Origin of the sequence: Rhodopseudomonas sp. G2_2311 (genome assembly GCF_047501505.1) — a bacterium.
GTDB classification, from domain to species: Bacteria; Pseudomonadota; Alphaproteobacteria; order Rhizobiales; family Xanthobacteraceae; genus Rhodopseudomonas; species Rhodopseudomonas palustris_H.
The window spans coordinates 1-26,655 of the sequence record NZ_JAZDRK010000020.1; the positions used below are offsets into that span (position 1 = coordinate 1).

Below are 26,655 nucleotides of genomic sequence, written 5' to 3' on the forward strand. Positions count from 1 at the left end.
CCCCACCCCTCCCCCGCAAGCGGGAGAGGGAGCGCGCTGTGCTCGGGGCAAGTCAGCGGCCAAAGTCAAATGCATCACGCCACCTGCCCATACGCCTTCATCACCTGCTCGCGCAGCACGGCCCAGATCTCACGATGCAGCGTGTGGAAGTCGTGGGTCAGGCGGATTTCGAAGATGTCGCGCGGGCGCGGCAGTTCGATGCGCCAATCGCCGACGATGCGCGAGGATGGCCCGGCCGACATGATCACCACCCGGTCGGCGAGCGCGATCGCCTCCTCCAGATCGTGGGTGACGAACAGCACCGCCTTCTTGTGCGCGCTCCACAGCTGCAGCAGCAGATTGCCCATGATCTGCCGCGTCTGCGCATCGAGCGGGCCGAACGGCTCGTCCATCAGCAGGATCTTGGGATCGCGGATCAGCACCTGCGCAAGCCCGACGCGCTTGCGCTGGCCGCCCGACAGCATATGCGGATAGCGCTGCGCAAACGCGCCGAGCCCAACCGTCTCCAGCCAGCCCTGCGCACGGCTCAGCGCATCGCTGCGCGGCGTGCCGGCGATTTCCAGCCCGATCGCGACATTGTCGATTGCCGTCTTCCACGGAAACAGCGCATCGGCCTGAAAAAGATAGCCGGCCTGCGGGTTGAGGCCGTCGAGCGGCGCCCCGAAGATCCGCACCGCGCCGGCGGCGGGACGCAGCAGCCCGGCCGCGACGTTGAGCAGGGTCGACTTGCCGCAGCCGGTCGGCCCGACGATGGCGACGAACTCACCATCGGCCACCGTCAGCGTCGCATGCTCCACTGCCGTATAGGTCCGCGCATCGGCGAGGCGGAACGCCACCGTGGCGTCCTGCAGCGCCACCGCCGCATTGTCCGTCTGATTCACGCCGTCTCCCCGCTTGCCTGCTCGCCGCGACCATTCAACGCCGCGCGCCGACATGCAAGTCTGGCTTGCGCCCTGCCGTCTCCGGCGGCCATGCTGCGACCATGACGAGCTCAGCTTCGCCGATGATCGCCTATGACCGGATCACCAAGAGTTTCGGCGGCGGCCGGATCAAAGCGATCGACGACGTGTCGCTTGCGGTGCAGCGCGGCGAATTGCTCGCCATCGTCGGCGGCTCGGGCTCCGGCAAAACCACGCTGCTGCGGCTGACCAATCGCCTCATCGACTCCGATGCCGGCGCGATTGCAATCGACGGCCGCGATATCCAAACCGCCGATCCGATCGCGCTCCGCCGCGGCATCGGCATGGTGTTCCAGAATGGCGGGCTGTTCCCCCACCTCACCGTGGCACGCAATATCGGGATCACGCCGAAGCTGCTGAACTGGTCGAAGACCGAGATCGCCGCTCGGGTCGATGAGCTGCTCGAGTTGGTGCGGCTCGATCCCGCCCAGCATCGGGACCGCTTCCCGCACGAGCTCTCCGGTGGCCAGCGCCAACGCGTCGGCGTCGCCCGCGCGCTCGCGGCCGGACCGGAGATCGTACTGATGGACGAGCCATTCGGCGCGCTCGATCCGCTGACCCGCGATGCGCTCGGTGAAGACTTTCGCGCGCTGCACGACCGGCTGAAGCTCACCACCGTGCTGATCACCCACGACATCACCGAGGCGCTGCTGCTGGCCGACCGGATCGCCGTGATGCACCGCGGACACCTGCTGGCGCTCGGCAGCGCAACCGAACTTGCAGACAGCCGAGACGCCTACGTCGCCGAACTCTTGCAGACGCCGCGCCGACAGGCGCAGCGGCTCGGCGCGTTGCTGCCGCGGGACGGCGCGGCATGAGCCTGTTCGCCGACCCGCGCTGGCATGACGCGATGAGCAATCTACCCGACTATCTCGGCGCGCATATTCGCGTCAGCCTGGCGGCTCTCGCGCTCGGGCTGATCATCAGCCTGCCGCTAGCGATCTTCGCCCGGCATCGGCCGGTGCTTCGCGGCGCCCTGCTCGGGGTTGCCGGCGTGGTGCAGACCGTACCTGGCCTTGCGCTGCTGGCGCTGTTCTATCCGCTGCTGCTGGCACTCGCGGCGTTGTCGATGAGCGCGTTCGGCGTCGGATTCTCCGCCTTCGGCTTCCTCCCAGCGGTGCTGGCGCTGGCGCTGTATTCAATGCTGCCGGTGCTGCGCAACACCATCACCGGGCTCGATGGCGTCGACCCGGCGCTGATCGAAGCGGCACAGGGCGTCGGCATGACCGAGCGCCAGGTGCTGACCATGGTCGAGCTGCCGCTGGCGCTGCCGGTGATCATGGCCGGCATTCGTACCGCCGCGGTGTGGGTGATCGGCACTGCGACGCTGTCGACGCCGATCGGCCAGACCAGTCTCGGCAACTACATCTTTGCCGGCCTGCAGACTCAGAATTGGATTCTGGTGCTGTTCGGCTGCGCCGCCGCCGCCGTGCTGGCGCTCGCGGTCGATCAGTTGCTGGCACTGGTGGAAACAGGGCTGCGGTGCGGCAGCCGCTGGCGGATCGGACTGGGGTCAGCAGGCATCGCCGCAATCGTGATCGTGACGTTGCTGCCGGCCGCCGCGGCGCGCAGCTCCTACGTGATCGGCGCCAAGACCTTCACCGAGCAGTATGTGCTCGCCGCGTTGCTGCAGCAGCGCCTCGAGGCCAGCGGCCAGACCGCGACGACGCGCGCCGGCCTCGGCTCCAGCGTGATTTACGACGCGCTCAAAAGCGGCGACATCGACGCCTATGTGGACTACTCCGGCACGCTGTGGGCCAACCAGTTCAAGCACCCCAGCATCGCCGCGCGCGATCAGGTGCTTGCCGACCTGAAACAGGATCTCGCCAAAGACGGCGTCACCCTGCTCGGCGAACTCGGCTTCGCCAATGCCTATGCGCTGGTGATGCCGCGCGCCAAAGCCGAGGCAATGAACATCCGTTCGATCGCCGACCTCGCCGCTCGCGCACCGTCGATGACGATCGCCGGCGACTACGAGTACTTCTCGCGGCCGGAATGGGCCAATCTGCGCAGCGCCTATGGCCTGGCATTCAAGACTGAACGGCAGATGCAGCCCGACTTCATGTATGCCGCCGTCGCCTCCGGCGACGTCGATCTCATCGCCGGCTACACCTCGGACGGGCTGATCGCCAAATACGACCTGGTCGTGCTCGACGATCCGAAACAGGCGATCCCGCCCTACGACGCGGTCCTGCTGCTCACGCCGAAACGCGCGAGTGACAGCAAGCTGCGTGCAGCCCTGCAGCCCCTGCTCGGCCGCATCGACATCGAGGCGATGCGCGCCGCCAACCTGCAGGCGGGATCAGGCAGCACACCGGACGTGGCGGCACGCGCGCTGTGGGAGCGCGTAAAACCACGCTGATCAACTCGCCGAGTGGTGCGCTACGTCTTCGGCTTCAGTCCCAGCCGTTTCGCAACGATCTTGTCGATCCAGCGCGGCGGCAGTTTGGTCGAGAGCCAGAACTGCAGCGGTCCTGGCGTGATCACGTCGTGCGCCTTGGGTGACGGCGCGGTCAGTGCGTCATAGACGTGCTGGGCGATCGTCTCCGGCGGCAGGCCGCTTTCGTCCATTTCAGGCAGCAGCGCGCGCAGCTTCTGCAGCGCCGGATAGAACGGTGAGTTCGCAAACCGCGACACGTCCTCCCGCTCGGCCTTGCCCCAGATCGGCGTCTTCACGGCGCCCGGCATGATCACCACCACATCGATGCCGAACAGCATCAGCTCACGCCGCAGCCCGTCCGACAGGCCGTTCAGCGCGTGTTTGGAAGCGGAGTACGCAGCCATCAGCGGATTGCCGAACTTGGCGGCGATCGACGACATCATCACGACCCGCCCCGGCTCGCCGCGCAGCGACCGGTCGGTGCCGAGCAGCGGCCCGAACGCCTGGGCCGCGAGAATCGGCCCGATCACATTGACCTCGAACTGGCGGCGGAATTCGTCGGCCGGCAGATCGAGCACAGGACCAGCCACCGCGATGCCGGCATTGTTGACGAGCCCGGCCAGCGTCTCGCCGTCCAGCGCCGCTCGCACCTCGTCCGCCGCGGCGCGGACCGCGGCTTCATCCGTAACGTCGAACACCAGCGGGGTGAAGCCGGACCCCAGTTCGACAATCAGCCGCTCGGCATCGCTGTGCTTGCGCACGCTGCCAAATACCCGAAATCCCTTGTCCAGCAGCATCCGCGCAATGGCATGACCGATCCCGGTGGACACGCCGGTGATGACGATAGACTTCATGGCTTGCTCCGTTCGAACGCCGGGCATCCTACCACAGCAAAACGGGACCGCGTCACCGCGATCCCGTTATATGACAGTTGGTAGAGCACGCCGCGAGGCTAAGCGCGCGGCGTGCCGAAGCTGCGTTACCGCCCCGCTTCCGCGACCTCGCCCTTGATGACATCGCCGAAGCGCTGCCAGCGTTCGCCCTTGAAGGTCATCATCTGGAACTGATCGATCGGCGCGAAATCGGTCGGCGAGGTGTTGACGGTGACGCCGGGCAACAGGCCGTCGAGCTGCACGCCCTTCATATTGGCCGCCTGCTTCATCAGGTTCTCGCGGGACAGATCGTCGCCGCACATCCTGAGCGCCTGCTCCATGGTCTGAGCGATGCTGTAGCCGGACAGCACGGTACTTTCCATCGCCTTGCCTTCGGGAATGTATTTTTCGACAAAAGCATGGAATTTCTTCATGCCTGGGTCGTCGTTCCACTGCGGATCGGTCGGATCCTTGGCGAAGGTGGCGGACACCAGATCCTGCGCGTTGTCGAGGCCGGCCGGCTTCAGCACGGTGCCGAGCGACGACGAGGCGTTGGGCACGATGTGCAGCGGCTTCCAACCGAGTTCGGCGACCTTCTTGATCGACTGCGCGGCAAACTTGCCGGTGGCGAACGAGAACAGCGTGTCGGCGCCGGAGGCCTTCAGCTTCACAATCTGCGAGTCGATGGTGGGCTCGGCGACTTCGTAGCTGGCATCGGCAACGAGCATCGCCGCGGCTTTGTCGCCGAGCCCTTCCTTCAGGCCACGAATGTAGTCCTTGCCGAAATCGTCGTTCTGATAGAGCACGCCGATCTTGGCGTTCGGCTTCTCCTTCAACAGATACTTGGCATAGGCAGTGGCTTCGGCCTGATAGCTCGGCAGCCAGCCCATGGTCCACGGAAACTGCTTCGGGTCGTTCCAGCGGGTGGCGCCGGTGGCGAGGAACAGCTGCGGCACCTTGCGGGCGTTGAGATACTTCTGGATCGCGACGTTCGACGCAGTGCCGACGTTGCCGACGATCGCCATCACCTCGTCGCTCTCGACCAGCTTGCGAGTCTGCTCGACCGTCTTCGGCGGCGAGTACGCGTCGTCATAGGAAATCACGTTGATCTTGCGGCCGTTGATGCCGCCTTCTTCGTTGATCTTCTTGAAATACGCCGCGTAGGTCTTGCCCAGGATGCCGTAAGCCGAGGCCGGACCGCTATACGGCACGGTGTTGCCCAGCTTGATCTCGGTATCGCTGGCACCGGGGCCGTATTTCTTCTGAGCAAGCGCCGGCCCTGCAGCCAGCATCGCGATCGCAGCCGCCAGGGCAGCCACGGAAGTTGTCGTCATACGCATTTTTGATCCTTCTTCTTGCGTTTCCTCGATACGGCAGACGCCGCGCGAAGCTCTCCCGTTGACCGGGGCTGTTGTGGCGCGTCAGCGACGCGGATGTTTCAGGTTGTATTCGCCGCGGCGGAGCCGCCCTGCTCCGCCAGTGCGCGAACGTCGGCCGCGGCGGTCTCGACGTGGCGGCGCACTAGGGTCGCGGCCACCGTTTCGTCACGCGCCTCGATCGCAGCCACGAAAGCGCGATGATCATCGAGCGAGCGGCGGCGGATCGTGTCGGACTCGAAGTAGCGCTCCCGCCAGCGCCGGCTCATCAGCATCAGCGGCGTCAGCGTCCGAACCAGAATGCGGTTCTGGCCGGCGGCGACGAGCGCGAGATGGAATTCGACATCGGCTTCGGCCATGTCGCCGCCGGCTTGGATTGTCGCCGCGTAGGCTTGCAGTGTTTGATGCAGCTTGGAGAGATCGGCGTCGGTCCGCCGCCGGCAGGCCAGCCGCAGCGCCTGCTCTTCGCAGATGATGCGGGCCTCGGTGACGTCGCGGGTGACTTGCGGATCGAAGGTCAGTCCGAGATCGGCCTGCAGCACCAGGGCCTCGAGCCCGCCATCCTCGACGGCGTTGCGCAGATAGATCCCCGATTTCGGCCGGCGTTCGGTGATGCGCATCGCATCCAGCACCGCCAGCGCCTCGCGCACCGAGCTGCGCGCCACTCCGAACCGCTCCGACAGTTCCCGCTCCGACGGCAGCCGATCGCCCTTCGCCAGCCGGTGATGCTGCACGAACTCGAGCGTCTTGCGGACCGTGTGCGACGTCTCGGAGTTGAGCGGAGTTGCCATAAGTGACCCTACCAATCTGGTCAGACCAGATCAAGCAGGCCGGGCTGCGGCGGATTGCACCGGCGCCAAACGAAAAACGGGACCGCGTCGCCGCGATCCCGTTGATGACCTGTCATTGCGAGGAGCGAAGCGACGAAGCAATCCAGTCTCTGCTCAGAGCTCTGGATTGCTTCGCTGCGCTCGCAATGACGCAGCAGAAGCTGCTTAGTTCTTCGACTTGTCGACCAGCGCGCCCTTCTTGATCCAGGGCATCATGTCGCGGAGTTTCGCGCCGACTTCCTCGATCGGGTGCTGCGCCAGCTTGGCGCGGGTCGCCTTGAACGAGGTCTGATTGACCTTGTTCTCGAGCATCCAGTTGCGGGTGAAGATGCCGTTCTGGATGTCTTCCAGCACCCGCTTCATCTCCGCCTTGGTCTCGGCGGTGATGATGCGCGGACCGGTGACGTACTCGCCGTATTCCGCGGTGTTGGAGATCGAGTAGTTCATGTTGGCGATGCCGCCTTCATAGATCAGGTCGACGATCAGCTTCACTTCGTGCAGGCACTCGAAGTAGGCCATTTCCGGCGCATAGCCGGCTTCGACCAGAGTCTCGAAGCCTGCCTTGATCAGCTCGACCAGACCGCCGCACAGCACCACCTGCTCACCGAACAGGTCGGTCTCGCACTCTTCCTTGAACGAGGTCTCGATGATGCCGGCGCGGCCGCCGCCGATCGCCGAGGCGTAGGACAGGCCGAGGTCATGGGCGTTGCCCGAGGCGTCCTTGTGGATCGCGATCAGGCAGGGCACGCCGCCGCCGCGCTGATACTCGGAGCGCACGGTGTGGCCCGGGCCCTTCGGCGCGACCATCAGCACGTCGAGGTCGGCACGCGGCTCGATCAGGTTGAAGTGGACGTTGAGGCCGTGGGCGAACAGCAGCGCAGCGCCCTGCTTCATGTTGTCGTGCAGATGCTCGCGATAGATGTCGGCCTGCAATTCGTCCGGCGTCAGCATCATCATCACGTCAGCCCACTTGGCGGCTTCGGCGACGTCCATGACCTTGAAGCCGGCGTTCTCGGCCTTCTTGGCCGACGCCGAGCCCTTGCGCAGCGCGATCGCGACGTCCTTGACGCCCGAATCCTTCAGGTTCAGCGCGTGGGCATGGCCCTGGCTGCCATAGCCGATGACGGCGACCTTCTTGCCCTTGATCAGGTTCAGATCGGCGTCGCGATCGTAGTAAACTCGCATCCTCGTTCCTCTTTCTCGGCGGCCCGTCCCGCCCGTGCTGGTATGATCGGGCCATGCCGGCCGACCGTTGAATTGCCGCTGGTTTTTAGGGGTCCGGGTGCCCGGACACAAGCCCGCGGCGGCGATTTGTGGCGGTTAGGACAGCATGGCTGCCGCGATGCGGAAAACCGCCAATCCTACGACTTTCGGCGCTCAGCCCACCTCCGGCAACGGCGGCCGGGCGCGGCCGAACAGCAGCATGATCGCAAGGCCCGCGACCACGATCAGCATCCCCGTGAGCCGCAGCGGCCCGAACGTCTCCCCGAACACCAGGCTCGACGCCCCCGCCCCGATGAACGGCACCAGCAATGCAAAGGGCACAACCTGGGCAGCGCTATAAGCGTGCAGCAGCCGCCCCCAGATCCAATAGCCGATGGTGGTCGATCCGACCGACAGCGCCAGCATCGCGCCCATCACGCCGGGCGACAGATGCGTCAGCGACTGGACGATCGCCGGGACGCCATCGCTGACCCAGGCCGCCAAGGCGAGCGGCGGCAGCGACGCCAGGCTGATCCAGGCAAACAGATCGAGCATCGGCACGTCGCGGGCGCGGCGCAGCAACAAATTGGTGAAGGCGAAGCTGATCGGGGCGGTCATCGTCACGGCGAAGGCCAGCACAGTGAAGTCATAACCCACCGTCAAACAGATCATCAGCAGACCGCAGGCGGCGACCGCAATGCCGGCCAATTGTGCCCCGGTGGGCCGCTCGCCCAGCAACACCGCCGCGAACCCGACCGTAAACAGCGCCTGGCTCTGCACGATCACCGCGGTCAGACCGGCCGGCACGCCGTGCGCGATGCCATAGGTCTGGGTGAGATACTGCCAAACCAGCAGCAGGCTGATGCCGATCCACACCGGCCACGCCAGTTTGGGTGGCGGCAACAGCAGGCACGGCAGCGCCGTGATGGCGAAACGCAGCAGGTTGAGCAGCGACGGAGACATTTCGGTCAGCGCGTAGCGCGTGAACACGAAGCCGAGGCCCCAGATCACCGCCACCAGAACGGCGAGCGCCGTATCGGCGGGCTTCATCGTCGTTTCCGTCCCCTCGTCCGGCACCAACCGCGCCGCGTTCCCTGGGTCGTAGCTGATCCGTTCGCACCCGGTAACCCGCCCCGCACGCGGAGCTGTATCCCGCGCAACGATGCCGCAGCCGGGAACGAAACATCGGGGCAGCCGGTTGGCGAATGGACGCCCGGCCAACACCCGCGCCGGGCGCTGCTATCGAAAGGACGATCCGGATATGACGCTGATTCCGCACAACACGCTCGTCGTCGTCGCTGATGGCCGCGGCGCCTTGCTGCTGCGCAACACCGGCAAGCCGGCCGACGTGACGCTGCGCCAGGAGCGCAAGCTCGAGCCGACCAACTTGGACGACGACGGCCCGTCGGGCTCGCGCCCCGAGGATCAGACCAAGAGTCAGACCGACGAGGCGACCTTCGCCAAGCAACTCACCAACACGCTGAACAAGATGAAGCTCGACGGCGAGTTCGACCAGCTGGTGTTGGTCGCCGACCCGCAGACGCTCGGGCAGATCCGCCCGATCCTGCACAAGACCGTCGAAGCCTCGCTGATCCGCTCGCTGGCGAAGGATCTCACCAACCACCCGCTTGATCAGATCGCCGAGGCGATCGCGGCGTAGCGGTTACATCCCCTCCGCGCCGCGGCCGATGGCGGCGACGCCGGTGCGGACCACTTCGACCAGGCCGAGCGGGCGCATCAGTTCGATGAACTGATTGATCTTCGACGAATTGCCGGTGATCTCGAACACGAAGCTCTCGGTCGAGGCGTCGATCACCCGGGCGCGGAAGGCCTCGGCGAGCCGCAGCGATTCGACGCGATGCTCGCCGACGCCCCGTAGCTTCACCATCGCAAGCTCGCGTTCGATCGAACGGCCGCTCAGCGTCATGTCGACGACGCGATACACCGGGACCATGCGGTCGAGCTGGTTCTTGATCTGCTGGATCACCATCGGCGTGCCGGTGGTGACGATGGTGATCCGGGACAGGTGCTTCTGCGCCTCGGTCTCCGACACCGTGAGGCTTTCGATGTTGTAGCCGCGGCCCGAGAACAGCCCGATCACTCGGGCCAGAACGCCGGGCTCGTTCTGCACGATCACCGACAGCGTGTGAGTCTCGTTCGGATCGTGGCGCTCTTCCATGAAGTAAGCGGATGCGGGCTGGGTCATGTCTGTTCTCAGGTTTGAGCCGAATTGTCAGTGAGCGTCATTGCCGGGCTTGACCCGGCAATCCATCATTCTTGCGAAGATCGATGGATGCGCGGGTCAAGCCCGCGCATGACGTCGTTGTTGAAGCGAAGCGCCTTGGATCACACCAGTGCCTTGCCGCCGGCGAAGGCGGCTGCGGTGGCTTCGTCGGTGGCTTCGGCCGGCAACAGCATTTCGTTGTGCGCCTTGCCCGACGGGATCATCGGGAAGCAGTTCTCCAGCGCGGCGACGCGGCAGTCGAACAGCACCGGCTTGTTCACCTTGATCATGTCCTGGATCGCGCCGTCGAGATCGGACGGCTTGATCACCTGCATGCCGACCGCGCCGTAAGCTTCAGCGAGCTTGACGAAGTCCGGCATCGCTTCGGTGTAGGAATGCGACAGCCGGTTGCCGTGCAGCAGCTGCTGCCACTGCCGCACCATGCCCATGTACTGGTTGTTGAGGATGAAGATCTTGATCGGCAGTTCGTACTGCACCGCCGTCGCCATCTCCTGGATCGTCATCTGCACCGAGGCGTCGCCGGCGATGTCGATCACCAAGCTGTCGCGATGCGCCACCTGCACACCGAGCGCCGCCGGCAGGCCATAGCCCATGGTGCCGAGGCCGCCGGAGGTCATCCAGCGCTTCGGCTGTTCGAAGCCGTAGAACTGCGCCGCCCACATCTGGTGCTGACCGACCTCGGTCGTGATGTAGGTGTCACGGCCGCGGGTCGCCTCGTACAGCCGCTGGATCGCGTATTGCGGCATGATGACGTCGTTGTTCTTCTTGTAGGCGAGCGAATTGCGCGCGCGCCAGGTCGCGACCTGCTGCCACCACTGCTTGATGTCGGGCTTCTTGGCCTCGGCCTTGAAGACGCCGAGCAGATCCTCGAGCACCGTGGCGACGTCGCCGATGATCGGCACGTCGACCCGGATGTTCTTGTTGATCGACGACGGATCGATGTCGATGTGGATCTTCTTGGCGTTCGGCGCGAACGCGTCGGTGCGGCCGGTGATGCGGTCGTCGAACCGCGCGCCGATGCACAGCATGACGTCGCAACCATGCATCGTCATGTTGGCTTCGTAGGTGCCGTGCATGCCCAGCATGCCGAGCCAGTTCTTGCCCGAGGCCGGATAGGCGCCGAGGCCCATCAGCGTCGAGGTGATCGGGAAGTCGGTGATTTCGACCAGCTCACGCAGCAGCCGCGACGCTTCGGGGCCGGAATTGACCACGCCGCCGCCGGAATAGATCACCGGACGCTTGGCGTTCGCCAGCAGCGCAACCGCCTTGCGGATCTGAGCGGGATCGCCCTTCTTGTTCGGCACGTAAGAGACGTGGACGTCGGCCTTGCGCGGCGGATGATAGGTGCCGGTGGCGAACTGCACGTCCTTCGGCACGTCGACCACCACCGGACCCGGACGGCCGCTGGTCGCGACATAGAACGCCTCGTGCAGCACCTTCGGCAGATCCTCGATCCGGCGCACCAGCCAGTTGTGCTTGGTGCACGGCCGGGTGATGCCGACGGTGTCGCATTCCTGGAAGGCGTCGTTGCCGATCAGATGGGTCGGCACCTGGCCGGTGATGCACACCAGCGGGATCGAATCCATCAGCGCATCGGCGAGCGGGGTCACCATGTTGGTGGCCCCGGGGCCCGAGGTCACCAGCACCACGCCCGGCTTGCCGGTCGAGCGCGCATAGCCCTCGGCCGCATGGCCGGCGCCCTGCTCGTGGCGGACCAGAATGTGTTGGACGTCCGACTGCTGGAAGATCTCGTCATAGATCGGAAGGACTGCGCCACCCGGATAGCCGAAAATGTGCTCGACACCGTGATCCTTCATCGCGCGGACGATCATCGCCGCACCGGTCATCTGGTTCGGATCGTGGCTATTGCTGTCGCTCATGGTTGGCTCCGGATGCGCCTTCGGGCGCTGTCGTTCGTGGTTCGGGATGGTTCAGGCAATAAAAAAGGGCCCGTCGAAGGCCCTCAGCGCACCGTCCGTTCGCGGGGTGGAGTCTATCCACCCCCGGCGGTGCGCCTGGGTACGATGACGAGAAGCAGGTCGGAAATTTTGTGTCGCATGTGGCCGGCTCGGCTTCCCAAAGGTTGCGCGGGACCATACCCCTCAAACCTTGAATGTCAAGGCGGGGGAAGACCCGTACGGATCAAACCTTAGCCGGATTTTGGGGTGGTCGCGAGCGGTAATAACAGGCAGGCGGGCATGCTGCGAAGTATGATGCGCGGGTCCGGTAAGCTCCGGCTGCAGCCGTCTGCGCAGGCGGTCGTGCCTGAACCTCCCCGCCAGCCTCCCCCCCCTAAGCGCGTCATTCCGGGGTCGCGCTACGCGCGCGCCGGAATGACAGTGTTCAGCAACGCGTCCGCCTCCTCCGGCCTCACCCATTTGAATTCCGGCAGCTGGTGCCGAAACCAGGTGAACTGACGTTTGGCATAATGCCGGGTGTCGGCGGCGCCGATCGCGGCGGCCTTGTCGAGGCCGATTTCGCCGCGCAGGTACCGGATCAGCGCCGGCACGCCGTGGGCTTTCATCGCCGGCAGCAGCGGATCGAGCCGGCGCTCAGCCAAGGCGGCAACCTCGTCCAGTGCGCCGGCCTGCAGCATCGCGACGAATCGGGAGTCGATCCGCGCGTACAGCGCCTCGCGATCCGGGGCCAGGAATACCGCCACCACGTCATCCGGCGGCAATAGCGGCTGCGAAGCCTGCTGGTGCCAGTCGGCCAATGGCCGACCGGTCGCCAGCACGACCTCCAGCGCCCGCGCGATTCGGGTCCGGTCGGCCGGCGCCAGCCGTGCCGCCGCCTCCGGATCGTGGCCCGCCAGCTCCGCGTGCAGCGCCTGCACCCCGTCCCGGTCGAGCCGCAGTCGCACCGCGTCCCGAACCTCGGCCGGCACCGGCGGCACCGCCGAAAGCCCCCGCGCCAAAGCCTTGAAATAGAGCCCGGTCCCGCCGATCAGGATCGGCAGTCGCCCGGCCGCGCGTGTTTCAGCCAGCACCGCAGCGGCGGCCTCGACATAAGCCCCGGCGGAGAAATTCACCGCGGCATCGACCGTGCCGTAAAGGCGATGCGGCGCCAGCGCCTCCTCTTCCAGTGTCGGCCGGGCGGTGATGATGCGAAGGTCGCGATACACCTGCATCGAATCGGTGTTGATGACGGTGCCGCCGCTCGCTTGTGCCAGCTTCAGCGCCAAGGCCGACTTGCCGCTGGCGGTCGGCCCTGCGATAAGCACGGCCGCCGGCCGCCGGCCGCGCCGTTCCGGACCTTCCGCTGTCATGTCGCTCGTCGCCACGCTCATCTGCAATCCGAACAATCCCGCGCTGGATTCGACCGTGATCGAGGGGGCGCGTGCGGTGCTGCCCCAACCCAACGAAGCGGTCTGGCTGCACGACGAGATCGCCGCCGACATCTTCTTTGCCAGCACCGAAGATCCCCTGGTGCTCGCCGACCGGCTCCGCGCCGCCCGCGGCGACCTTCCGGTCGACGTCGTGGTGCAGCCTGCCGCGACCCGGCGCAAGAAGCTTTTTCTCGCCGACATGGATTCGACCATGATCGGCCAGGAATGCATCGACGAGCTCGCCGGCTTCGTCGGGCTGAAGGACCATGTCGCTGCGATCACCGAGCGGGCGATGCGCGGCGAGATCGAATTCGAGCCGGCGCTGCGCGAGCGCGTCGCGCTGCTCAAGGGCCTGCCGCTCGAGGTGATCGGCCAGGTGCTCGACACCCGGATCACGCTGACGCCCGGCGGCCGCGCGGTGGTGCAAACGATGCGCGCCCATGGCGCCTACACCTGCCTGGTGTCCGGCGGCTTCACTCAATTCACCCATGTCGTGGCCGAACGACTCGGCTTTGCAGAACACCGCGCCAATGAGCTTCTCAGTCAGGACGGCAAGCTGACCGGCACGGTCGCCGAGCCGATCCTCGGCCGCGACGCCAAGCTGGCGACGCTGCTCGAGCTGCGCGAAGCCGACGATCTCGATGCGATCGACACGCTGGTGGTCGGCGATGGCGCCAATGATCTCGGCATGATCCAGGCCGCGGGTCTCGGGATAGCCTATCACGCCAAGCCTGCGGTGGCCGCAGCGGCCCACGGCCGCATCGATTTCGGCGACCTCACCGCGCTGCTCTATGCGCAGGGCTATCGGCGGGACGAATTCGTCGCCAATTGATCCCTTCCCTGTCTTGGTCCCAGGCTAACGCAGCAGCTCCCGCCGGTAGTGCTCGCGCAAATCGGCCAGCACGATTCCCGACGCCATCATCACCGCGTGGATGTGCAGCATGAAAGCTTCGGGCGGCGAGAAGCCCTCGATGCGTGCCAACTGCGCCAGAACCGCTTCAGCTTGAGCCCGATCCTCGCCGGCCCTATCGGCACGCAGCGCAATCGTGGTGATCCGCTGCGGGAGCAGGCTCGCGACCACCGCGCCGTAAGGCCGAACACCATCGGCAATTGTGTCACGCATGGCCGGCGGCAGCCGCTCCGGCACATACCAGTTCTCGGCTTCCGACAGCACACGATCGCCCCAGTGCAGCCAGACCCGGCGGCGGCGTAGCGTTTCGCCGGCCCGCGGCTGCAACGGTCCATCGTAGCAATCCGCCGCCACCGTCTCGTCGGCGAGCAGCGTGATCGCGATCGCCTCGGCCTCATAAGGATGATGGCTCCGGCACCACGCGATCAGCGCCGCAGTCGCGGTGTCATGCTCCCGCATGACCTTCAGGAACTTGTCGACGCTGCTCACGAACTCGGCCCAGCTTTCAACGAACGCGCCACGCAACAGGCCGTGGCATCAGCCGGGTATCGGTCTGTGGCGGCGATTCCACCATTCACCGATCCTCCAATGCGGCATCACGTCCTCTCGCCAAAACCTGCTCGCCAGGACTTGGCGCATTTGGTGGTCGCCGCATCGTGTCATCGTCAACAGCGCGTTAATCCGGATCGCGCGAACATCGTTCAAATGACGTACTTTGGCGTCCGCGATTACCTCAAAATCGTACCGATGTGGCTGCGCCACGCACCGAACTTGATCAATTGTCGAAAGGATCGGGGAGCGCTCACTTAACAGTTTGTCCAGCAACGCTGCCCATAGTCACGCTCGAAATTCCTCATCTGTGAGTTTGCGAGACATGGCAGAAGCTGTTGCTCAAGGGGCGTTCGGCAAGGTGATCTCGGTGCGCGGTTCCGGTGCGCGCGTCGGGCTGTTGCCGTCGAGCCGGCTGGTGCCCTCTGCCGTCCGCGCCACCGTGGGCCGCTTCGTCAGCATCCGGACCGCAAGCTCCACCATCATCGCGATCATCACCGAGGTATCGAGCGAGAACCTCGCCGAGACCGACGAGCATATCGCGGTCGCGTCGGTCGACCTGCTCGGCGAGATCCTACCCGGGCCGCTGCGGCCGAAGTTCCAGCGCGGCGTCACCAACTACCCGACCATCGGCGACTCGGTGGACCTGATCTCCAGCGACGACCTGCGCATCGTGTATGAGCCGACCGGCTCCGACCAGATCGATGTCGGCACGCTGCAGCAGGATCCGTCGGTGATCGCCTATGTCGACATCGAAGAAATGCTGTCGAAGCATTTCGCCGTGCTCGGCTCGACCGGCGTCGGCAAATCGACCGGCGTGTCGCTGCTGCTCAACGAAATCCTGAAGTCGCGCCCGGCGCTGCGCATCTTCCTGCTGGACGTCCACAACGAATACGGCCGCAGCTTCGGCGACAAGGCGCTGGTGCTCAACCCGCGCAATCTGAAGCTGCCGTTCTGGCTGTTCAACTTCGAGGAAATCGTCGACGTGCTGTTCGCCGGCCGTCCCGGCGTGCCCGAGGAGCTCGACATTCTCGCCGAGGTGATCCCCGTCGCCAAAGGCCTTTACGTGCAATACACCAGCACCGACCGGCTCGGCCTCAAGCGGGTCGATCCGAAGTCGATCGGCTACACCGCCGACACGCCGGTGCCGTATCGCCTCGTCGACCTGATCTCGCTGATCGACGAGCGCATGGGCAAGCTGGAAAACCGTTCCTCGCGCATCATCTATCACAAGCTGATCTCGCGCATCGAGACGGTGCGCAACGACCCGCGCTACGCCTTCATGTTCGACAACGCCAATGTCGGCGGCGACACCATGGCGGAAGTGATCAGCCATCTGTTCCGCCTGCCCGCCAACGGCAAGCCGATGACGATCATGCAGCTCGCCGGCTTCCCGGCCGAGGTGGTCGACTCGGTGGTGTCGGTGCTGTGCCGGATGGCATTCGACTTCGGCCTGTGGAGCGACGGCGTGTCGCCGCTGCTGTTCGTCTGCGAAGAAGCCCACCGCTACGCTGCCGCCGACCGCGCAATCGGCTTCGGCCCGACCCGCAAGGCGGTGTCGCGCATCGCCAAGGAAGGCCGCAAATACGGCGTCTATCTCGGCCTCGTCACCCAGCGCCCGGCCGAACTCGATGCGACGATCCTGTCCCAGTGCAACACGCTGTTCGCGATGCGGCTCGCCAACGACCGCGACCAGTCGCTGCTGCGCTCGGCGGTGTCCGACGCCGCCGCCAACCTGCTCTCCTTCGTGCCCTCGCTCGGCACCCGCGAAGTCCTGGCGTTCGGCGAAGGCGTGGCGCTGCCGACCCGGCTACGCTTCAAGGAAGTGCCGGCGCATCAGCTGCCGCGCAGCGAGGCTGCGATCTCGACCGTGCCGTCGGCCGCTGCGGGCAACGACATGCACTTCGTCAGCGCGGTGCTGGAGCGCTGGCGTGGCGCCACCTCGCATCGCGACGTGCCGAACGATCCGGGCATCACCGAGCGCCCGCTCGCACGGACGATGGATGCTCCGATGCTGCAACCCTCGCTCGGGCTCGATCCGGACCGCTTCTCGCTGCTGAAGAAGCCGCTGCGCTGAGACTTCAAAAGTCGAAGCTCGCCGAGACCAGGTAGGTTCGCGGCGCGCCGGGGCTGAGAATCCCGCGGCCGGTCGTGGCCCAGTAGTTCTCGCCGGTGACGTTCTGGACATTGGCCCGCAGGGTCACAGGAACTCGATTGATCTTGGTGGCGTAGCGAACGCCGAGATCAAGCGTGGTCCAGGCAGGAATGCTCTGGGTGTTGGCCTGATCGTAGAACTGCGACGCGGTGTGGATCACCCGGCCGGTCATCGTCACACCCCGGGCAGGCCCCGGCAGATCGTATTCGCCGTAGAGATTGAGCTGCATCGTCGGGACGCCAACAGCCGTATTGCCGTTGTAGGCGGGATTCGACGCTTTGGTCAGCACGCCTTCGATCCAGCTCACGCCGCCGACGACGCGCAATCCCTCGACCGGCTGACCGAACACGTTGAGTTCGACGCCGCGATTGCGTTGTTCGCCATTGAGCGCAAACACCCTGGTGGTCGGATCGAGGAAGCCACTCGGCTGCTTGATCTCGAAGCCGGCGACTGAGACGCCGACTGGGCCGAAGTCATACTTCGCGCCGGCCTCGACCTGCTTCGACACCGTCGCGGGGAAGCTCTGGTTGAGATTGACCGCATTGGTCGGCGGCGCCGTCGACGTCAGGCCTTCGATATAGTTGGCATACAGCGACAGCCGCTCGATCGGCTTGATGACCAGGCCCGCGCCCGGAGAAAACGCATCATTGCGCGCGTCGGACGTCACCAGGCCGGTCACCGGGCTCAGCGTCTTGGCGTCGATCCCCTGCCAGCGGCCGCCGATCGTCAGCTCGACGCGATCGTTCAGCACCGACATCGTATCGGCGATCGCGATGCTGCGGTTGAAGCGCTCCGCTGTCGTCGGCGAGGTCCGCGGCAGTCCGGCATCGCTGCGCGGCGGCGCGTACACCGGATTGTAGATGTTCGAGGTGATCGTCCCCCCAACCGGAATGTTGGTCAGGCCGGTATCTTGCCAGAGGCCGGACGCCGCGACGCCGACCCGGTGCTTCACCGGTCCGGTGTCGAACTGACCGCGCACGCCGACCTCGCCGGTGTTGCTGTTGGTCTGGAACGGGGTGAGCTGGATCACATCGCGGTAGTCGCCGCGCGCGTTGATGATCGACGGCAGACCGCCGAAATAGACCTGATGAAATTCGCTGTGGCCGTAAGCGGCATAGACGGTGAGCTGATCGGTCAGATCATACTCGGCGCGGATCGCGGCCGATTTGTTGTTGCTGTCGCGATATTCCCAGGGCTGCTGCTGATTGATCCGCAGATCCGGCGCTTGCGGGATCGGAAAGCCCGGCAGTACCGAGCGATTGCGCAGCGGCGAATTGAAGTCGACCTTCTGATAGCCAAGGTCGAGGCCGACCCGCAGGCGTTCACCGCGATAATCGAGGGCGAGCGACGTGACGCCGTATTCCTGCTTCTGGTTGTCGATCGGCGTGCTGCCGGACTGATACGCGCCGTTGAAGCGGATTCCCCACTCGCCATTGGTCCCGTAACGTCGACCGACATCGATTGCGTTGTAGCTCTGGGCGTTCGAGATGAATCCGGTCGTGAACCGCGTCAGCGGCACGTCACTGGCGCGTTTCGGAATCAGGTTGATCGTCCCGCCGATCGTGCCGAACGGCGGCATGCCGCTCAGCATCGTACTGGGGCCGTGCTGCACTTCGACGCGTTCGATCGGCTCGAGCGCGGGATTGAAGGAGTCGGCGACGCCATACAGTCCGTTGAAGGCGATATCCTGGGCGAACACCGGGAAGCCGCGAATGAAGAAGCCCTGGATGCCGCTATAGGCCGGCACGTTGGAGCGCACGGAGGGATCGTTGCCGAGCACATCGAGCAGCGTTCGCGACTGCTGATCGCGGATGAGCTTCTCGGTGAAGCTGGTGAGGCTGAACGGCGTCGACATCACGTCGCGGTTGCCGAGCAGACCGACGCCAGCGCCGCGCGCGACCTGATCTCCCGGAAAGCCAGCCGGCAACGTTGCCTGCAGAGCGCCTGCCGAAACCGGACGGGGCTGCGCTGCGGCGCTGGCCGGGTTCGGAGCCCGGCGGCTGGCGGTCGATCGGGACGCTTGCGACGGCCTGCGCTGCGGGGACGTCGCCGCGGCCCGGCGGCGTGACGTCTCGACGACGATGGCAGGTAGTGAACGTCCTGTCGCGCTCGCCGGAGCTTCCGTTGAAGCACCCGGAGCGGAAGCCGGCGCAGGAGCTTCCTGTGCAGCAGCCGCATGAGAGAGGAGGAGAACCGACGCACAGACAAACGACAGCGCTCCCGCTGCCGGGAAATTCAGGTCCTTCAACATGCCCCCCAAAACATCTTCAGTCGGTGATGCCGCCTTGTGCTCGGCTGTGCAGGTCACCAACGGCGCCATCCGATAAGCAAACGGCGGTAACGGGCACCACTAGAACCGTTCTAGCGTGCTGTTGAAGAAACCAGCGGCATGCGTCTGAACGTGAATTTCCTTTGATCTGAGCGAGGGTTTGCCCCCGAGATGCGAAGAAGTGTCGCATCTGCGCGCGCACTGATCGTCGTCTCAGATTGAGTCCAACGTGCGCGTGCTGGATCCGCCCATGACAACCTGATCGGCTCGAAGAACAGATCCGCAATCATCGCGTTATTCGGAACGGCACGACGCAAGCGGCACGGAGCTTCGACACGAGGGAGGATTGGCGTTGCTACCCTGGTGGGACATCCTGCTGCGTCTTGGCGTTGCCGCGATGGCCGGCGGGCTGATCGGGCTCAACCGCGACCTCAAGAACAAGCCGATCGGGATGCGTACGCTGGCGCTGGTCGCGCTCGCGTCCGCGCTGTTAGTGGCGCATGCCGACCATTCGGCGACGAATGATCAATTATCCGATCCGACCAGCCGTGTGATCCAGGGCATTCTCACCGGCATCGGCTTTCTCGGTGCCGGCGTGATCGTTCGCAGCGGCAACCGGCTGGAAATCCACGGCCTCACCACCGCGGCATGCACCTGGCTCGCCGCCGGCATCGGCATCGTCTGCGGTGCGGGACAGTGGTTGATCGTCGGCGTGGCGCTGGTGATCACCTTCGCGGTGCTGATCGGCGGACATTCCGCCGAGCGGCTGCTGCATCGCCTGCTCGGCGGCGCCAAGGACGAACACGGCCATAGCGCCGCGCCCGAAGATTGAAGCCGGCCTCAATCGTCGGCGGCGGGCCCGCACCAGCCCGGCAGATAGATCGCGTCTTTGCTCTTGGCGAGCGCCAGCGCTTTCTCAGCCGCATTCTGGAAGTTGGCATTGACGCTTTTGCGCGACAGGCGTCGGCGCAGGAAATCGGCCCACAGGAATTCGCTGAACGGCGTCGTGTCCTTGGCATAACCGCCGACGCGGCGGAGTTCGCCGGCGAGGCTGCGGAATGGATCGTCCTTCAGGCCGGCGACGGTCTTGGGAATCTCGCGGTAATGATGCCGCTCGCCCTTGGCATCGTACGGATAAACCCAGCGCCGGCTGTCGAGCACCACCCAGAACGCGTCGCGATCGACCATGGTGAGGTCGGCGATCACCGTGACCAATACCTCCTTGACGCCCTCGTCGTGGAGCGCCCGGGCCAAATGGTGATGATCGATCACGTAATGCGTCTTGCCGGGACCAAGTACCACCGGAATCATGTGATTGCCGAGCAGTTCGGCCTGCTTCTTTGGCTTGTGCTGGCGCCATCGCAGCCGCTTCTCCTTCACCTCGCGCATCCCGACCGTCATCTGAGTCGGACGCAGCGACAGGATCGGGATCGTATGCAGCAACGGTTCACGCGGATTGGTCATCGCTGGGCCTCCTGAATTGCCAGGTTCCCGCGGAGTATGGCACGGCCCTCCCCGCCCGCAACGCGGCGCACCGGAGGGCCAGACACGCCCGGCCGGCATGTTCCATCCGGTCTATTGCGGAGTTTTCCCGAAATCGTATCCTCACTAGGATGATCGGGTCGAACCCGTTCCGGGCGACGGCTGGACGGCAGCGATGAAGAATCAGCGCATCTCCCTCCCCGATGACGACCACCGCGTATTGCCGTTTCGGCCGCGCGACGCCGTTCCTGTGCCGGCCCCAGAAGATGGCGGTCGCCCCTCCGCAACCATTCTGCCCTTCCGGAGAGAGATGCCGCAGCTGGAGCACGATCCCGACGAGACCGGCCGCGACAACGCCCCGGACGATTTCCGCCACCGGATGCTGACCAACATCGCCGCTTTGGCGCTGACCATCACGCTGACCGTAGTCGGCATCTGGCTCGCAACCAGCATCGCCGATATGCGGCGGACTCAGGACTGCGTGCTGATGGGCCGGCACGACTGCGCTGCCATCGCAGCGCCGCGCTAGATTCGCCAAAGCTTCCCGCCGGTTGCCCAAAACCCGCGCAATGCGTGGATTTGCCCGCCATTGAACTCGGAGCAACGCTCCGTTATACGGGCAATCGCCTGTCACCAGGATGACGGCTGAAGCCGCCGTAAATCGGCCATTTCCGACATAATATCAAAGGCTTAAAATGACTTCCACATTCGATCGGGTGGCCACCATCATCGCGGAAACCTGCGACATTCCGCGTGAGACGATCACCCCGGAGAGCCATGCGATCGATGACCTGGGGATCGACAGCCTCGATTTCCTCGACATCGCGTTCGCGATCGACAAAGCTTTCGGTATCAAGCTGCCGCTGGAGAAGTGGACCCAGGAGGTCAACGACGGCAAGGCGACCACCGAGCAGTATTTCGTTCTCAAGAATCTCGCCGCCCGCATCGACGAGCTGGTTGCCGCCAAGGGCGCGTAGTGGCGCGGTTCGGAAGCCGCCCACGCCATGAACCTTGAATATTTCCACCTGATCGACCGAATCGCCGAGCTTCGCCTCGCTGACCGCAGCATCACGGTCGAGGCTCGGGTGCCCGAGACCAGCACGATCTTCGAAGGCCACTTCCCCGGCTACCCGCTGATGCCGGGCGTGCTCTTGATCGAGACCATGGCCCAGAGCTCGGGCTGGCTCTTGATCGCGCTGATGCAGTTTCAGCGCATGCCGTTCCTGGCCGCGGTCAAGGAAGCCAAGATGCGCACCTTCGTGACGCCCGGCGAGACCTTATCGATCGACGTCTCGGTGGTGCACGAGGGCTCCGGCTTCACCATGACCGAAGCGAAGATCAAGAGCGGCGGCAAGCTAGCGTGCAACGCGACGCTGACGTTCCGCCACGTCCCGTTTCCGCATCCCGACCTGCGCGGGCATATGGAAGCGATGGCGAAGCAAATCGGATTCCCGGAGCAGATGATCCATGGCTGACACCACCACGTCCCGCGCCGAACCGATCGAAGCCTGGATTACCGGCATCGGCCTCGCCAGCTCGCTGGCCGAGGGGCTCGACGCCCATTGGGATGCGCTGACCGAGCGCCGCGTCAACGTCGATACCAGCGGTTTTGCGCCGTACGTCGTGCACCCGCTGGCGCCGCTCAGCTTCGACAAGCAGATCCCCAAGAAGGGCGATCAGCGCCAGATGGAAGCCTGGCAGCGGATCGGCACCTATGCGGCCGGTCTGGCGCTCGAGTCCGCCGGAATCAAAGGCAACACCGAGATCCTGTCGCGGATGGACATGATCGTTGCCGCCGGCGGCGGTGAGCGCGACCTTGCGGTCGATTCCGCCGTGCTCAATGGCGAAGGTTACGGCACCGTGCCGCCCAATGCGCTCAACGAGCGCCTCATGAACGACCTGCGCCCCACCCTCTTCCTCGCCCAGCTCTCCAATCTGCTCGCCGGCAACATCGCGATCGTGCATGGCGTCACCGGCTCGTCGCGCACCTTCATGGGTGAAGAGGAAGCCGGCGTCGACGCCGCGCGGATTGCGCTGGCGCGGATTGCGGCCGGCCAGAGCGACATCGCGCTGATCGGCGCCGCCCAGAATGGCGAGCGCAAAGATCTGCTGATGCTTTACGAGTTCGGCGACTTCAATCTGAAGGACACCTACGCGCCGGTGTTTGCGCGCGGTCCCAAGGGCGGCTTCGCGCTCGGCTCGGGCGCGGCATTCCTGGTGATCGAGTCGAAGGCGCACGCCGAAGCACGCGGCGCCAAGCCGTATGCGCGGCTGAAGAACGTCGTCGCCGACCAGTCGCGCCGCCGCAACGCCGGCGACGTCACCGCGTCGCTGGAGAAGCTGTGGTCGAAGCTCGGCCCGCGCGACGGCACCACCGCGATCATCACCGGCGCAACCGGTGCCGAGCCGGTGACCGCCGAGGAAACCGCATTCCTGCGCAATCACTCCGGCACGCCGGTGCGCGGCACCGCAACGCCGTTCGGCCATGTGATGGAGGCGCAATTCCCGCTCGGCATCGCGCTCGCGGCGCTGTCGCTGTCGCGCGGCGCGCTGTATCCGCCGAACGACCCGACCGGTCTCGAAGTTGAAATGAGCAAGACCCCCGACCAGATTGTCGTGATCGGGGCGGGCCACTGGCGCGGCGAAGGCATGGCGCTGGTCGAAGCCGTTCGGTAAGGGGGACGTAATGACCGTGACGCGGGACAAATTCGGCAGGCCGATCGTGGTCGTCACCGGCATGGGCGTGGTCACCTCGCTCGGCGCCGGCAAGACCGACAACTGGACCAAGCTCACCGCCGGCGAATCCGGCATCCGCACCATCACCCGCTTCCCGATCGACGGGCTGAAGAGCACGATGGCCGGCACCGTGGACTTCGTCCCGGTCGAGCCGTTCTCCTCGGTCGTGCTCGGAGAAAAGCTCGCCGACCTCGCCACCGAAGAGGCGATCGCGCAGTCCGGCATCGGCCGCAAGGGCGACTTCCCGGGCCCGCTGTTTCTCGCGGTCGCGCCGGTCGAGCTGGAATGGCTGCCGCGCCAGGAATTGGCGCGCGCCACCGGCGCCAACACCGCGATCGATTACGACGCCCTGCTCCGCGTCAGTGGCGGCGGCGCATTCACGCAATATCACCGCCGCTTCCTGTTCGGCTCTGTCGCCGATCATCTCGCCGACACCTTCGGCACCAAGGGTTCGCCGATCTCGCTGTCGACCGCCTGCGCCTCCGGTGCGAGCGCGATCCAGCTCGGCGTCGAAGCGATCCGGCGCGGCGAAGCCGATGCGGCGCTGTGCGTCGCGACCGACGGCTCGGTCAACGCCGAAGCACTGATCCGGTTCTCGCTGCTGTCGGCGCTGTCGACCCAAAACGATCCTCCACAGGCGTCCTCGAAGCCGTTCGCCAAGAACCGCGACGGCTTCGTGATGGCCGAAGGCGCCGGCGCGCTGGTGCTGGAGAGCTACGAGTCGGCGGTGGCGCGCGGCGCATCGATCCTCGGCGTGATCGCCGGCTGCGGCGAACTCGCCGACAATTTCCACCGCACCCGCTCGAGCCCGGACGGCAAGCCGATCATCGGCTGCATCAACAAGACGCTCGCCGATGCCGGCATGAGCGTCGATCAGATCGACTACATCAACGCCCACGGCACCGGCACGCCCGAGAACGACAAGATGGAGTATCTCGGCATCTCCAGCGTGTTCGGCGAGCGGGCTTCGTCGCTTCCGGTGTCGTCGAACAAGTCGATGGTCGGTCACACGTTGTCGGCGGCCGGCGCCGTCGAAGCGATCTTCTCGCTGCTGACCCTGGAGCATCAGCGGATTCCGCCGACCATCAACTACGACGTGCCGGATCCCGCGATCCCGCTGGATGTGGTGCCCAATCAGGCCCGCGACGCCCGCGTCACCAGCGTGATGTCGAACTCGTTCGGGTTCGGCGGCCAGAACGCCTCGCTGATCCTGACCCGCGAACCGGCCTAACCGCCTGTGAGTCGCAGTTCCGGCCGCCGCGGTTGACGCCGCGGCCGCCAGCGGCGATACGCAGGGCGCAAGCCTCCAACCGTTCGGACGAACCCCATGCGCGCGCTCACCCTCGTTGCCGACCGCAATCTCGTGGTCGCCGACCTGCCGTCTCCCCCGCCCCCGGCGGCCGGCGAAGTGCAGGTCCGCATCGCCGCGGTGGCGCTCAACCACATCGACGTGTGGGGCTATCGGGGCATGGCCTTCGTCAAGCGCAAGCTGCCGATCGTGGTCGGCGCCGAAGCCTCCGGAACGATCGAAGCCGTCGGTGACGGCGTCACCGCATTCAAGCCCGGGCAGAAGGTCGTGATGTACGGCGCGCTGACCTGCGGCCACTGCAAAGCGTGCCAGGAAGGCCGCGACAATCTCTGTGAAAACGTCGGCGGCCTGATCGGTTTCCATGTCGACGGCTTTGCGCGCGAGCTGATGAACATCGCGGCGCGGCTGGTGATCCCGGTGCCGGACGGCGTCGATCTGCGCGACGCCGCCTGCGCGCCGATCGCGTTCTCGACCGTGCAGCACATGCTGTTCGATAACGCCAAGCTGCAGCCGGGCGAGACCGTACTGGTCCATGCCGGCGGCTCCGGCATCGGCACCGTCGCAATCATGATGGCCAAGGCGATCGGCTGCACGGTGATCACCACCGTCGGCGACGATTCCAAGATCGAAGGCGTCAAGAAGCTCGGCGCCGATCACGTCATCAACTATCGCCAGGACCGCTTCGAGCACGAGTGCCGCAAGATCACCAAGAAGAAGGGGGTCGACGTAGTGTTCGAACACGTCGGCGCCGACACCTTCAACGGCTCGCTGCTCAGCCTGAAGCGCGGCGGCCGACTGGTGACCTGCGGTTCGACCTCGGGCCCGACCACCACCCTCAACCTGATGCAGCTGTTCCAGCAGCAGTACAAAATCTTCGGATCGTTCGGCGCGACGATGAAGAACATCGCCGAAAGCCTCGACAAGATGGCGGCCGGCATGCTGCCGGTGATCGACACCGAAGTGCCGCTGGACGACGTCGGCGCCGCACTGAAGCGGATGGAAAGCCGTCAGGTGTTCGGCAAGATCATCGTCCGGTTCTGATGAAGGTCGCCCTGTATCGCGCCAAGCTGCGCGCCCAGCGCGCGGCCAAGGACGTCGTCGGCAAGATCGTCGGGCCTGTGGCGATCGGCGCGCTGCATCTGGCGCGGAAGTTCGATCCCGACAAGAGCGCCCGGCTGTTCGGCGCGGTTGCCCGCAAGTTCGGCCCGCGCTTTCCGGAGCAGCGGATCGGCCGCGACAACCTCACCGCGGCATTTCCGGAGAAGTCGCCGGACGAGATCGAGGCCATCCTCAGCGGCGTTTGGGACAATCTCGGCCGATCGGCCGCGGAGTTCGCGCATCTCGACTCGGTGTGGGACTACGACGTCGAGCATCCCGAGCGCAGCCGCATCGAAGTGACCGGCCGCTCCCTCGAGCTGTTCGAAAAGCTCCGCGACGATGGCAAGCCGGCGCTGATTTTCGCCAGCCATCTCGGCAACTGGGAGTTGCCGGCGGTCGCCGCCGTCGCGCACGGCCTCGACACTGCGGTGCTGTATCGCCGGCCGAATATCGCAGCCGCCGACCGCATCGTCGAAGAAATCCGCTCGGTGAAGATGGGGCAGCTCGTCGCCGCCGGATCGAGCGCGCCGTTCAAGCTGGCGCAGGCGCTGCAGGACGGCAAGCACGTCGGCATGCTGATCGATCAGCACTTCACCAAGGGTGTCGACGTCACCTTCTTCGGCCGCACCGCGAAGGCCAACCCGCTGCTGGCAAAGCTGCTGCGCCAGATCGAGTGCCCGCTGCACGGCGCCCGCGTCATCCGCCTCCCCGATGGCCGTTTCCGCGCCGAGCTGACCGAAGAGATAGAGCCGGTCCGCGATGCCGACGGCCGGATCGACATCCAGGGCACGATGCAGGCGTGCACCTCGGTGATCGAAAGCTGGATCCGCGAAACGCCCGAGCAATGGCTGTGGCTGCACCGCCGCTGGCGGTGACGATCCGTGTAGTCAGTGCTTAGTCGCGTCGACGCGCGTCCACTTATCCGAAATTCGCTTAGTTCGAGCAGGATCCGAA

25 protein-coding genes are annotated in these 26,655 nt (G+C 65.5%); 13 read left to right on the forward strand and 12 right to left on the reverse strand.

All coding sequences use genetic code 11. The features are described from left to right. Positions 1-74: 74 nt before the first annotated feature. On the reverse strand, positions 75-935 hold the full coding sequence (locus VRZ08_RS20630) for an ABC transporter ATP-binding protein (protein WP_414533728.1): 861 nt from the start codon (positions 933-935) through the stop codon (positions 75-77). Positions 936-982: 47 nt separating this feature from the next. On the opposite strand from VRZ08_RS20630, the gene VRZ08_RS20635 reads away from it, so the two are divergent. After that, complete coding sequence (locus tag VRZ08_RS20635; protein WP_414533729.1) at positions 983-1,777, forward strand: ATP-binding cassette domain-containing protein; 795 nt, start codon at positions 983-985, stop codon at positions 1,775-1,777. Then, a complete protein-coding gene (locus tag VRZ08_RS20640) occupies positions 1,774-3,321 on the forward strand; it encodes an ABC transporter permease/substrate-binding protein (RefSeq protein ID WP_414533730.1) in 1,548 nt (515 codons plus the stop codon). The genes VRZ08_RS20635 and VRZ08_RS20640 overlap by 4 nt, the downstream gene beginning before the upstream one ends. Before the next feature lie 20 nt (positions 3,322-3,341). Here VRZ08_RS20640 and VRZ08_RS20645 read toward each other — a convergent pair whose 3' ends face one another. The 5 genes from VRZ08_RS20645 to VRZ08_RS20665 all read right to left on the reverse strand — a co-directional run bounded on the left by VRZ08_RS20645 (position 3,342) and on the right by VRZ08_RS20665 (position 8,670). Continuing rightward, the gene (locus VRZ08_RS20645) at positions 3,342-4,193 is read right to left on the reverse strand and encodes an SDR family oxidoreductase (RefSeq protein ID WP_414533731.1); all 852 of its coding nucleotides are present in this window, start codon (positions 4,191-4,193) and stop codon (positions 3,342-3,344) included. Positions 4,194-4,318: 125 nt separating this feature from the next. Then, entirely contained in the window at positions 4,319-5,551 is a 1,233-nt protein-coding gene (locus tag VRZ08_RS20650; RefSeq protein WP_414533732.1) for an ABC transporter substrate-binding protein, read from the reverse strand. 98 nt (positions 5,552-5,649) lie between these two features. Then, a complete protein-coding gene (locus VRZ08_RS20655) occupies positions 5,650-6,378 on the reverse strand; it encodes a FadR/GntR family transcriptional regulator (protein WP_414533733.1) in 729 nt (242 codons plus the stop codon). A gap of 204 nt (positions 6,379-6,582) precedes the next feature. Beyond that, on the reverse strand, positions 6,583-7,602 hold the full coding sequence (ilvC, locus tag VRZ08_RS20660; protein WP_107355196.1) for a ketol-acid reductoisomerase: 1,020 nt from the start codon (positions 7,600-7,602) through the stop codon (positions 6,583-6,585). 192 nt (positions 7,603-7,794) lie between these two features. Further along, positions 7,795-8,670 carry an EamA family transporter gene (locus VRZ08_RS20665; RefSeq protein WP_414533734.1) on the reverse strand — a complete coding sequence of 292 codons (876 nt, stop codon included), beginning with the start codon at positions 8,668-8,670 and terminating at the stop codon, positions 7,795-7,797. 211 nt (positions 8,671-8,881) lie between these two features. Here VRZ08_RS20665 and VRZ08_RS20670 point away from each other — a divergent pair, with 211 nt between their 5' ends. Further along, on the forward strand, positions 8,882-9,280 hold the full coding sequence (locus VRZ08_RS20670; protein ID WP_263991390.1) for a host attachment family protein: 399 nt from the start codon (positions 8,882-8,884) through the stop codon (positions 9,278-9,280). A gap of 3 nt (positions 9,281-9,283) precedes the next feature. Here the strand turns inward: VRZ08_RS20670 and ilvN are convergent, their stop codons facing one another. From ilvN to miaA, 3 genes are all read right to left on the reverse strand, one after another. After that, complete coding sequence (ilvN, locus tag VRZ08_RS20675) at positions 9,284-9,826, reverse strand: acetolactate synthase small subunit (RefSeq protein WP_107343983.1); 543 nt, start codon at positions 9,824-9,826, stop codon at positions 9,284-9,286. 140 nt (positions 9,827-9,966) lie between these two features. Next, a complete protein-coding gene (locus VRZ08_RS20680; RefSeq protein ID WP_414533735.1) occupies positions 9,967-11,745 on the reverse strand; it encodes an acetolactate synthase 3 large subunit in 1,779 nt (592 codons plus the stop codon). 437 nt (positions 11,746-12,182) lie between these two features. Next, positions 12,183-13,133, reverse strand: a complete 951-nt coding sequence (miaA, locus tag VRZ08_RS20685; protein WP_414533782.1) for a tRNA (adenosine(37)-N6)-dimethylallyltransferase MiaA — start codon at positions 13,131-13,133, stop codon at positions 12,183-12,185. Here miaA and serB point away from each other — a divergent pair. Next, positions 13,132-14,025, forward strand: a complete 894-nt coding sequence (gene serB, locus VRZ08_RS20690; protein WP_414533736.1) for a phosphoserine phosphatase SerB — start codon at positions 13,132-13,134, stop codon at positions 14,023-14,025. The genes miaA and serB overlap by 2 nt on opposite strands. Positions 14,026-14,049: 24 nt before the next feature. Here the strand turns inward: serB and VRZ08_RS20695 are convergent, their stop codons facing one another. Next, positions 14,050-14,592 (reverse strand): hypothetical protein, encoded by a 543-nt coding sequence (locus VRZ08_RS20695; protein ID WP_414533737.1) that lies wholly within the window; start codon positions 14,590-14,592, stop codon positions 14,050-14,052. A gap of 385 nt (positions 14,593-14,977) precedes the next feature. Here VRZ08_RS20695 and VRZ08_RS20700 point away from each other — a divergent pair, with 385 nt between their 5' ends. Then, positions 14,978-16,729, forward strand: coding sequence for an ATP-binding protein (locus VRZ08_RS20700; RefSeq protein WP_107355188.1), 1,752 nt, complete (start codon positions 14,978-14,980; stop codon positions 16,727-16,729). 4 nt (positions 16,730-16,733) lie between these two features. Here VRZ08_RS20700 and VRZ08_RS20705 read toward each other — a convergent pair whose 3' ends face one another. Next, complete coding sequence (locus VRZ08_RS20705; protein ID WP_414533738.1) at positions 16,734-19,127, reverse strand: TonB-dependent siderophore receptor; 2,394 nt, start codon at positions 19,125-19,127, stop codon at positions 16,734-16,736. A 301-nt stretch (positions 19,128-19,428) separates the two neighbouring features. Between VRZ08_RS20705 and VRZ08_RS20710 the strand changes: the two genes are divergently transcribed. Next, positions 19,429-19,908 carry an MgtC/SapB family protein gene (locus tag VRZ08_RS20710; RefSeq protein WP_414533783.1) on the forward strand — a complete coding sequence of 160 codons (480 nt, stop codon included), beginning with the start codon at positions 19,429-19,431 and terminating at the stop codon, positions 19,906-19,908. 8 nt (positions 19,909-19,916) lie between these two features. Here VRZ08_RS20710 and VRZ08_RS20715 read toward each other — a convergent pair whose 3' ends face one another. Next, complete coding sequence (locus VRZ08_RS20715; protein WP_107355186.1) at positions 19,917-20,540, reverse strand: ParB-like protein; 624 nt, start codon at positions 20,538-20,540, stop codon at positions 19,917-19,919. Positions 20,541-20,733: 193 nt separating this feature from the next. Here VRZ08_RS20715 and VRZ08_RS20720 point away from each other — a divergent pair, with 193 nt between their 5' ends. The 7 genes from VRZ08_RS20720 (at position 20,734) to VRZ08_RS20750 (ending at position 26,576) form a co-directional block, all read left to right on the forward strand. Continuing rightward, positions 20,734-21,087, forward strand: a complete 354-nt coding sequence (locus VRZ08_RS20720; protein ID WP_263991385.1) for a hypothetical protein — start codon at positions 20,734-20,736, stop codon at positions 21,085-21,087. Between the two features lie 166 nt (positions 21,088-21,253). Further along, positions 21,254-21,535 (forward strand): acyl carrier protein, encoded by a 282-nt coding sequence (locus VRZ08_RS20725; RefSeq protein ID WP_011157577.1) that lies wholly within the window; start codon positions 21,254-21,256, stop codon positions 21,533-21,535. A 27-nt stretch (positions 21,536-21,562) separates the two neighbouring features. Next, the gene (locus VRZ08_RS20730; protein ID WP_107343972.1) at positions 21,563-22,033 is read left to right on the forward strand and encodes a 3-hydroxyacyl-ACP dehydratase FabZ family protein; all 471 of its coding nucleotides are present in this window, start codon (positions 21,563-21,565) and stop codon (positions 22,031-22,033) included. Further along, positions 22,026-23,234: a beta-ketoacyl-ACP synthase gene (locus VRZ08_RS20735; protein ID WP_414533739.1), complete on the forward strand. Its 1,209-nt coding sequence runs from the start codon at positions 22,026-22,028 to the stop codon at positions 23,232-23,234. The genes VRZ08_RS20730 and VRZ08_RS20735 overlap by 8 nt, the downstream gene beginning before the upstream one ends. Before the next feature lie 10 nt (positions 23,235-23,244). Beyond that, complete coding sequence (locus VRZ08_RS20740; protein WP_414533740.1) at positions 23,245-24,525, forward strand: beta-ketoacyl-ACP synthase; 1,281 nt, start codon at positions 23,245-23,247, stop codon at positions 24,523-24,525. 96 nt (positions 24,526-24,621) lie between these two features. Beyond that, positions 24,622-25,644, forward strand: coding sequence for a zinc-binding dehydrogenase (locus tag VRZ08_RS20745; RefSeq protein WP_013503178.1), 1,023 nt, complete (start codon positions 24,622-24,624; stop codon positions 25,642-25,644). Further along, a complete protein-coding gene (locus tag VRZ08_RS20750; RefSeq protein WP_414533741.1) occupies positions 25,644-26,576 on the forward strand; it encodes a lipid A biosynthesis lauroyl acyltransferase in 933 nt (310 codons plus the stop codon). The genes VRZ08_RS20745 and VRZ08_RS20750 overlap by 1 nt, the downstream gene beginning before the upstream one ends. The last annotated feature ends 79 nt before the right edge of the window (positions 26,577-26,655 follow it).